The organism is Lysinibacillus sp. RC46, assembly GCF_041262385.1.
Classification (GTDB): domain Bacteria; phylum Bacillota; class Bacilli; order Bacillales_A; family Planococcaceae; genus Lysinibacillus.
In genome coordinates this window covers 45,329-54,392 of record NZ_JBGCCF010000034.1, presented here as the reverse complement: position 1 = coordinate 54,392, position 9,064 = coordinate 45,329, and the positions used below count along the sequence as shown (strand labels likewise).

At 38.0% G+C, this 9,064-nt stretch carries 7 protein-coding genes, 1 rRNA gene and 1 riboswitch; of the genes, 4 read left to right on the top strand and 4 right to left on the bottom strand.

Annotated elements, in window-relative coordinates:
- Window positions 1-84 (top strand): 5S ribosomal RNA (gene rrf / locus ABH966_RS22755); the annotation flags it as partial.
- Window positions 85-231: 147 nt separating this feature from the next.
- Here rrf and ABH966_RS22750 read toward each other — a convergent pair.
- Together ABH966_RS22750 and chrR are read right to left on the bottom strand one after the other, a co-directional pair.
- Complete coding sequence (locus tag ABH966_RS22750) at window positions 232-696, bottom strand: GNAT family N-acetyltransferase (protein ID WP_370082442.1); 465 nt, start codon at window positions 694-696, stop codon at window positions 232-234.
- Between the two features lie 157 nt (window positions 697-853).
- Window positions 854-1,585, bottom strand: a complete 732-nt coding sequence (gene chrR / locus ABH966_RS22745) for a class II chromate reductase ChrR (RefSeq protein WP_370082440.1) — start codon at window positions 1,583-1,585, stop codon at window positions 854-856.
- Window positions 1,586-1,869: 284 nt separating this feature from the next.
- Between chrR and ABH966_RS22740 the strand changes: the two genes are divergently transcribed.
- On the top strand, window positions 1,870-3,390 hold the full coding sequence (locus ABH966_RS22740) for a succinyl-CoA:acetate CoA-transferase ScpC (RefSeq protein ID WP_370082438.1): 1,521 nt from the start codon (window positions 1,870-1,872) through the stop codon (window positions 3,388-3,390).
- Window positions 3,391-3,561: 171 nt separating this feature from the next.
- Here the strand turns inward: ABH966_RS22740 and ABH966_RS22735 are convergent, their stop codons facing one another.
- Together ABH966_RS22735 and ABH966_RS22730 are read right to left on the bottom strand one after the other, a co-directional pair.
- Entirely contained in the window at window positions 3,562-5,043 is a 1,482-nt protein-coding gene (locus tag ABH966_RS22735; RefSeq protein ID WP_370082436.1) for a DASS family sodium-coupled anion symporter, read from the bottom strand.
- 186 nt (window positions 5,044-5,229) lie between these two features.
- A complete protein-coding gene (locus ABH966_RS22730; RefSeq protein ID WP_370082434.1) occupies window positions 5,230-5,862 on the bottom strand; it encodes a glycerol-3-phosphate acyltransferase in 633 nt (210 codons plus the stop codon).
- Between the two features lie 258 nt (window positions 5,863-6,120).
- Window positions 6,121-6,234: riboswitch (SAM riboswitch) on the top strand.
- Between the two features lie 117 nt (window positions 6,235-6,351).
- Here ABH966_RS22730 and ABH966_RS22725 point away from each other — a divergent pair.
- Window positions 6,352-7,653 carry an O-acetylhomoserine aminocarboxypropyltransferase/cysteine synthase family protein gene (locus tag ABH966_RS22725; RefSeq protein ID WP_370082432.1) on the top strand — a complete coding sequence of 434 codons (1,302 nt, stop codon included), beginning with the start codon at window positions 6,352-6,354 and terminating at the stop codon, window positions 7,651-7,653.
- Window positions 7,654-8,047: 394 nt separating this feature from the next.
- Window positions 8,048-8,434: a hypothetical protein gene (locus tag ABH966_RS22720; protein ID WP_370082430.1), complete on the top strand. Its 387-nt coding sequence runs from the start codon at window positions 8,048-8,050 to the stop codon at window positions 8,432-8,434.
- The last annotated feature ends 630 nt before the right edge of the window (window positions 8,435-9,064 follow it).

Below are 9,064 nucleotides of genomic sequence, written 5' to 3'. Positions count from 1 at the left end.
TCCCATACCGAACACGGAAGTTAAGCTCTTTAGCGCCGATGGTAGTTGGGGGCTTCCCCCTGTGAGAGTAGGACGTCGCTAGGCACCTGAAAAAGTCGAGGATTTATTCCTCGACTTTTTTGTTTGCAATTTTTTAGTAAACGTTAACCCTACCTTATTAGTTGAAGAAGTGTCGACATTATATAGCCCAGGCTCAAAATTAATTAGTACTTGGGCTTTGGTGTTGCATTATCAAATCATTTTAGCCATTGTAATATTCGTAATTTCATAACCCATTTTTTCATATAAGCCACGTGCAATTTTATTATGACCAAAAACGTTTAGACCAATTTTATTCATACCTAACTCTTTAGCAATAATTTCAGCTTCTTTCATTGCTTTCTTGCCATACCCCTGCCCTTGATATTGTTCAAAAATCACAAAATCATATATAAAACCTTCATTAGGATTTGTAGGCGCCTTTTGCGAAATCCAAATCATTCCAACTAAGATATCGTTGTGAAAGATAGAGAATAAATGATTATTCTCGGTCTTCTCATTTTGTGGTAGTAGTCGTTCAAATGATTCCCTCGACAAGTCAAGCGCTTCATCTTCAGTCCAATTTCCGGAAGCGATCTTGTCTTTTGCGTAGTCTTCAATTGCATAACTAATATATTGTTTGAACTCCTCTTGGTTCATAGGTTTTAATGTAATCAATTTATTTTCCTCCTATTCTATTTATTTAATTTTAGCATCTTTTTAAAATTTCTGATAATGATACTTGAAACCGCTCATCTACAATCCAATTAAACAAAACATAAAAAAGTGGAGTTATTATCATAAGATAGTAACTCCACATAGCTTGCTGATGAAATTATTTCCAATTAAAACCCTTTTTCGCTAAGAAATCTTTGATATGAGGACGGCGTTGTTCAATTAAAAAATCAGCCATTTGCTTTGTCCAGTTATCAATTTTTCGATTGGATGAGCGAGAATTGTAGTATGCTTCCATTGTGTCGTTGTAAGCTGGTAAAAGCTCCTCGTATTTTTCTGCATTGTACTCATTTTCATGTAATACTGCTGCGACAGGTAAACGAGGTTTTACTTCATTGCGACGAGCAGGAACTCCAATTGTTAAGCCGAATAGTGGGAAAACATAGTCAGGTAGATTGAATAATTCGCTTATTTCTTCAAGCTTATTACGCACTCCTCCAATGTAACAAATTCCATATCCCATAGATTCTGCGGCAACGACAAAGTTTTGTGCGAATAATGATACATCGGCTACTCCAACAAGTACGTTTTCTGCCGAATCAGCTACAATGTCTACACCTTCTAATTTACCTGCTGATTGAAGACGTTTGAAATCTACACAAAAGACAAAGGCACCGCCAGAAGTTTCGTATTGACGAGGATTACCAGAGAGCAATCCTAATTTTTCTTTTTTCTCGGCATCTGTTACCCAAATGACACTATAAGCTTGTACAAAATGTGATGTAGCAGCCATTTGTGCAGTAGCAATTAATTCTTCAATAATTTCTTTTGAAATCGGATTTCCATCATAAATACGAACCGAAGAGTGGTTCCGTAATAGTTCTTTAACCATTTATAAAATCTCCTTTTTCCCTTTATATATACCAAGAGCATATCACGCTTCGTCTTCAAAATCGAATTTTTTCGATGTTGAAGTTATTTTCAGATAATTTACGAATGCATAAAATCTCTCGTATAATAAAATATTTTGTTAGTTATAGATTAAAAATTCTAAATAGTTTAAAATTATGTATGGACGGTTTATTTGGTTAGATTTCTAATAATTGGATGACTATACCAGTGGATTAAACCGAGTAATTAGTTGAATAAAAATAAAGTCGGATGGAGGAATAAGGGATGGCAGAAAAGTTGGCGAAAAAGCTTCGTAATGAACAGCTACGGAGCAGGGTTGTAACAGCAGAAGAAGCAGCATCTTGGATTAAAGATGGTATGGTACTTGGAATGAGCGGGTTTACACGTGCTGGTGATGTTAAAGTGGTACCTCTTGCACTTGTGGAGAAAGCTAAAAAAGAGAGCTTCCAGGTAGATGTGTATACAGGTGCATCACTTGGTCCAGAGGTTGACCAATACTTAGCGGAAGCTGGCGTTATTCGTAAACGTGGACCTTTCCAAGCGGATGCTGGTATTCGTAACAAAATCAACAGTGGTGAAATCGCATTTGTTGATGCTCATCTTTCACATAATGCGGAGTTAGTACGTCAAGGCATTATTGGTCCTATTGATTTTGCGATTATTGAAGCAGCTGCTATTACAGAAGACGGCTTACTAATTCCTACAACTTCAGTTGGTAACTCTCCGATTTTTGTGCAAGAAGCAGACCAAATAATCATTGAGTTGAACGTAGCTCAGCTTGATGCATTAGAGGGTGTCCATGATATTTTTGTACCAGGTCCACAGGGAAAACGTGATCCAATTCCATTACAAAATGTATCCGATCGGCTTGGCGCAATTGGCATACCACTAGATTTAGATAAAGTAAAGGGCATAGTGATTTCAGATATTTTAGATGCGCCATCAACGATTGTTCCTGCAGATGAAGAAACAGATATTATGGCCAATCATTTATTAAATTTCCTACGAGAAGAAATTAAAGTAGGTCGTTTAACAACAAGCTTAAGACCAATTCAATCCGGTGTAGGCTCAGTTGCAAACGCCGTTTTATTAGGTTTTAGAGATTCTGAGTTTGAGAACTTAGAAGTATATTCAGAAGTACTGCAAGATGCAGTATTCGAATTAATTGATGCAGGAAAAGTAAACTTCGCATCTGCTACTTCTATTACCCTTTCCGAAGAAGTAGGAAACCGAGTTTATGGTGATTTTGAAAAGTATGCAGATAAGCTAGTATTACGTCCGCAAGAAATCTCAAACCAACCAGAAATTATTCGCCGACTCGGGTTAATTTCTGTTAATACAGCACTCGAAGTAGATATTTATGGGAATGTGAATTCTACGCATGTTTCTGGCACGAAAATGATGAATGGAATCGGTGGCTCTGGAGACTTTGCACGTAATGCACGATTAGGTATTTTCGTCACAAAATCTTACGCGAAAGGCGGAAATATTTCTAGTATCGTTCCAATGGTATCGCATGTAGACCATACAGAGCATGATGTAGACGTTATCGTAACAGAGCAGGGAGTAGCAGACTTACGTGGGCTGGCTCCAAAAGAACGGGTTGGGCTCATTATCGATCACTGTGCACACCCGGAATATCGTGAGCAATTATGGAAGTATTTTAACGATGCCAATGAAGCAACAGGTGGGCACCATACGCCACACGAACTAGAAAAAGCGCTTTCCTGGCATGTGAATTACGCAAAAAATGGTACGATGAAGAACCCTGCTTTATTGAAATAATAAAGTAATAAAAGCCTTGAAGGACAGTTGACCTGTTCCTTCAAGGCTTTTGATTGTTATTAATGTTGTCCCGAAAGCTTAGGTAGCCCCGCGAAGTGATCGGTAACCCCGGTAAGTGATCAGGTAACCCTCTCAAGTGCTCAGGTGTCCAAAGAAAACCCTAGCTGCTTTTTACAATAAGCCAATCCATTTCCAATATGTTGCGGAGAATAGAAGAACTAGGATGTATCCAATAATCGTTAATGGAATACCAGATTTTAAGAAATCCTTTGTTGTAAAGGCTCCTGTACCATAGGCAAGCATATTTTGCGGTGCACTAATAGGTAAGAGGAAGCCAAAGCTAATAACGAATTGTTGCACGATAACGAAACCAACCTGATCGACATTAGCCGTTAATGTTGAGGCTAAAACGATAAATACTGGTATAAGTGCAGATGCTAAGCTTGTTGCACTCGCAAAGCCTAAATGAATAAGAATATTAAATAAAGTGACAAGCGCAATTGTTGCAAGAATTGGCATAGAATCTAAACCGAGTGAACCGAATACCTTATCTGATAACCACGATGCACCTTTAGTATTAAGCAAGACTGTTCCTAGCATAATTCCTACTGCAAAGACGATAATTGTTCCCCAAGGAATATGAGGCTCAACTTGCTTCCACGAATAGACTCCGATTTTTGGCATTAATAAAATGGCGATTGCAACGATTGTGACGGTTGTCGTATCGAATGGGTGGAGTTTACCCTCTGCTGCCCAGAAAAATAGTAAAACTACCGATGTGATGATTAATCGAATTTCGGGAGCTTTTAATGGACCAAGTTCCGCAAGCTGTTTTTTGATTACTTCTTTACCACCTTCAATATTACTTGTTTCAGGTTTAATTAGTGTAATCATAATGAAAAATAGAGCCACTGACATGATGATTGAGAAGGGGGCAGCGTAAAGTAACCAAGCACCCCAAGAAATATCTACACCGAATTGTTCTTTGATGAAATTTAAAGCGACCATATTTTGAGCTGCTGCCGTTTTAATACCGATGTTCCAAATGGAAACAGCTTGTACAGAAGTAATGACTAGTAAAGCAGCAAGTCGACTATCACGTGGTAAACCAAATGCTGCTACCATTCCGAGTAGTATTGGTACAACTGCGCCTGCACGTGCAGTAGCAGAAGGGACAAAGAATGCGAGTGCAATAGATACTAAAATAGCACCGAATACAATGGCTTTCGTTTTTGTCCCAACTAGTGAAAGTATCCAAAGCGCAAGACGTTTATGTAAATTCGTAATTTGCATGGCTGCCGCTAGGAAAAGAGCTGCGGCTACTAGTGCAACTGCAGAATTACTAAATCCGCTTAATGCTAACTTTAATGCATCCGATGTTCCTAACGCTCTCGTTGGATCTTCCATTGACGGAGCTAGCCCTAGTAAGATTGTAACGAGAGCAATAATCATGGCAGAGCTAACGGGATAGGATACTGCTTCTGTAACCCATAGGATGACCGCGAAAGCTAAAATAGCCAAAGCTCGTTGTCCGGCTACAGGTAAATCGCCGTTGTTAGGTAAAAAAGTAATGATGATTAATGAAGCGAAGGCTAATCCAATCCAGAGTGGTTTCAAATTACGTTTCTGTTTTGCTTGTTCAGAAGTAGACATACTTTTCATCCTTTCTTAAACATGACTGTAATTTTCACATCGGCTAGTAAAATGCTTTATTAAGAAAGTTAATTTGTCTAATTATTGTAAAAAAACTAGTATGTGAAATACCCTCTATTTATAGCGATAATGGGCAGTTGCGAGAAAATATACGGTCAAAGAAAAGACAAAAATATCCAAAAGATTTTATTTTTTCTTTTTGAATGCTGAAGTTACTTTAGGCTCAGTTCCTAGCATCAATCGCTTAATATTTTCGATATGCAAAATGATGGCTATACCAAAAAGTAATAGGGCTAAAATCGTTGGGCCAACTCCAGGAATCCATAAATAAGTGGCTGTACAAAAAACGAGATAAAATTCAAGTACACCGACAATTAAATAGTTCGTCACGAAAGATAAAATAACAAATAAAATGAGTGCAAACAAGCCAATTTTCCAATCAATCGCAAGTAATATTCCTATGATTGAAGCAGTTCCTTTACCGCCATTGAAGCCCATATAAAATGGGAAATTATGACCTAGAATGACACCGGAAGCTACGATATAGATGAAGAGCCAAACTTGTACTTCTGTTAATTGTGTTATATCTGCTAAATAAACATGTGCACCGATTATAGCTGCAACGCCTTTACCGATATCGATCAGTGCAACTAATATGCCGTATTTCCAGCCAAGGGAAAGTGTTGCATTAGAGGCACCTGCATTGCCATGACCGGCCATTTTTAAATCTACCCCTGATAAAAACTGAGCAACTTTAGAGCCGTGAATACAGCCAATCAAATAACCAACAAGAAGAAAAATAATAACGGCTTTTATCATAAAAATTCTCCTTTCCAAATAATGGGTTCATCACAAAAGTTCTAACATTGTGTTAGCCCGAAGCCCCTAGGAAACGCCCAGCCGAAACGGAAATCAGTCCATGCTTTGGTGACCAAAACAATAAATATCTAAAATAGTGTATGTGTTTGGATTACGTAAAGAAGCAGACAGAAGTTTCGGAAAAAATAAAATTTTAGTATTGACAGAGAAAAAGTCTATGTTTATACTTTGTAACAACGATGGAAATTGAATCTCATACTCTTATCAAGAGCGGCGGAGGGATAGGCCCTATGATGCCCGGCAACCAGTAAGTGACGAACTTGCTAAGGTGCTAATTCCTACAGATTCTTACTTGGATCTGGCAGATAAGGGGAGGAAAACTTGCAACCGCAACCCTCTTCTTAGCTGAAGAGGGTTTTTGTTTTCTACTGAAAAAATCCTCCTCATCTCCGGTACCATCGTAAAAAAATAACCATTTGGAGGTATACAATGACAAAATTTAAACCAGAAACATTGCTGTTACACGGTGGCCAAGAGCCAGACCCGGTAACAGGATCTCGTACAGTACCCGTATATCGCTCAACGGCTTTCGTTTTTAAAGACACTGCTCATGCGCAACGTCTTTTTGCCTTAGAGGAAGCTGGTAATATTTACACTCGTATTACAAACCCAACTGTAGATGTTTTTGAAAAACGCGTCGCTTTATTAGAAGGCGGTACAGCAGCAGTAGCACTTTCATCTGGTGCAGCAGCAATCGCGTTTTCCATTTTAAATCTTGCAGGGGCAGGCGATGAAATTGTTGCAGGTAGCTCTTTATACGGAGGTACTTATAATTTATTCGCTAACACACTACCAAACTACGGTATTAAAACGATTTTTGTAGATGAAACAAATCCAGAAAATTTCAAAGCTGCTATTACTGATAAAACAAAGGCCGTGTTCGCTGAAGTTTACGGTAACCCAAGTTTAAAGGTACTAGATATTGAAGCAGTAGCAAATATAGCACATGAAAACGGCTTGCCATTAATTATTGATAGCACATTTGCTTCACCATATGGCTCTACACCAATTGACTACGGTGCAGATATCGTTGTTCATTCTGCAACGAAATGGATTGGTGGTCATGGAACAACTTTAGGTGGCGTTGTAGTAGATGCAGGGAAGTTCGATTGGACTCGTGGACGTTTCCCAGGCTTTACTGAGCCAGATGCTTCTTATCACGGTTTGCGTTATGGTATTGACACAGCAGATGCAGCATTCGCCACAAAACTGCGTGTGCAACTGCTACGTGACTTTGGACCAACATTAAGTGCTGATGCGGCATTTAATTTATTACAAGGTTTAGAAACGCTTCATTTGCGTATTCCTAAACACAATGAAAATGCATTAGCAGTAGCTGAATATTTACGAAACCACCCATCTGTGGAATATGTAAATTACAACGGCTTAGAAGATTTCCCTACCCATAATTTAGCTAAAAAATATTTAAGAAATGGCTTCGGTTCTGTGCTTACATTTGGCATTAAAGGTGGACGTGAAGCAGGGCGTAAATTAATCGATAGTGTGAAATTATTCTCACACGTAGCAAATGTAGGGGATGCTAAATCATTAATTATTCATCCAGCATCTACTACACATCAGCAACTATCTGCTGAAGAGCTAATCCAAACTGGCGTAACCGAGTCGCTCATTCGCTTATCAATCGGTTTAGAGGCAGTAGAGGACATCATTGCAGATTTAGAACAAGCTATTGAACAAGTAACAGCTTCACAACAAGAAGTAGAAGCTTAATAAATAAAATACATTGGCTAATGTTGTAGCGTTTACGTATTTTCTCATTCGATAGGCCTCATTTGGTAATGCGTCAAACGTTGCTACATCATCCGCTCCCCTCATTTGGTGAGAGTAATGAAATGGTTTAAAATTAATACCTAGTAATTTTATAAGTATTGTTGACTTGGTTAAATCCTTGTTTTATACTAGGAAATAAGAAAAGTGTTCGAAGGGCTACCAACCTAGAACCAATTTAAAGCGCCGACTTGTTGATCGGTAAAGTGTTTTCAATTAATGCTCAAACTAATTTAGTTTCATAAGTGCTCCCCCACTTTTGAATATATGAAGAGGAGTAGTTACTCAGCCAGTAGCTACTCTTATCTACAAAACTGATGATAAAGGAGTGTTTTAAATGGGAAATGTGTATAGTGCGCAAAACATTGCATCTTATCTTATTTATGAATTAAATGAAGGTCATGTGTTTGTGAACAACATGTCCATTCAAAACATACTTGTGTCAGTTGAGCGTAAATGGCAAGAGATCTTTGGACATTCTGCTTTTAAGGAAATGGTTTATGTCAAAGAGGAAGGCTATACAGTAAAAGAAGTTTTCGAAGCTTATGAAAGCTATGGAGCAAATCATATTCCTCTACCTGCGACAGAGTATTATTTAAAATACGGCACATTCCAATTAGTTGAACGTACGTATGCAATACCAAATTTTACGCAGGAGGAAATAAGACTGGTGCAACAAGCTTTAACACAATATCGTTATAAATTGCTAGCCAAAGCTAGTTAATTATCCCTCATATATTTGGCTCATTCTCTGCTGCTACAGGGAATGAGCTTTTTAAATTAGATGATGAAGATATACAGAAAAAATTTTATTAATATATTTCAAAAGAACAATTTTTATGAATGTCTTTACATACATATATATAATAGAAGAAAGGCATTTATTTTCTTCTTTCAGTAAACATCCACTGAAATAGAGGAACTCAGTCTAAGAACGCCACGTCCTGTGGCAACGACATCAAGTTGGCCCAAAGCCTCCGGCGGATGTCACGGAATCGGAAAGAGCTCACATAGGATGTTAGCCTAAAATCATCGCATCCATGCGATAACGGCTAACTGACCTGCATCACGCAGGCCTAAGCACAAAGCCGATTCCGGACGCAATTATGCCGAGGCATAATTGGTAAAGAAACGTCAATATTTGTTCAATCATTATAGATTTAAGTGAAAAATCATATAATAAAAGGGATGAAAACGATTTCCTTTGCACGTCTACAGGAAACAAATGTCCATCCTAGAAAGATTTTTCTTGTGCAATGTATGTATTTACGTTACAATTTTCTTTAAGTTGATTTTTGAATTATTTGAATTTGTTTGTTTCACAGTGTATCTTCATTCAGAATGTTTTTTGTAG

Coding starts and splice junctions, on each gene's coding strand:
- chrR (WP_370082440.1), bottom strand. CDS start 1,585: ATGGTTAAAGAACTATTACGGAACCACTCTTCGGTTCGTATTTATGAT.
- ABH966_RS22720 (WP_370082430.1), top strand. CDS start 8,048: ATGGGAAATGTGTATAGTGCGCAAAACATTGCATCTTATCTTATTTAT.
- ABH966_RS22730 (WP_370082434.1), bottom strand. CDS start 5,862: ATGATAAAAGCCGTTATTATTTTTCTTCTTGTTGGTTATTTGATTGGC.
- ABH966_RS22740 (WP_370082438.1), top strand. CDS start 1,870: ATGGCAGAAAAGTTGGCGAAAAAGCTTCGTAATGAACAGCTACGGAGC.
- ABH966_RS22725 (WP_370082432.1), top strand. CDS start 6,352: ATGACAAAATTTAAACCAGAAACATTGCTGTTACACGGTGGCCAAGAG.
- ABH966_RS22735 (WP_370082436.1), bottom strand. CDS start 5,043: ATGTCTACTTCTGAACAAGCAAAACAGAAACGTAATTTGAAACCACTC.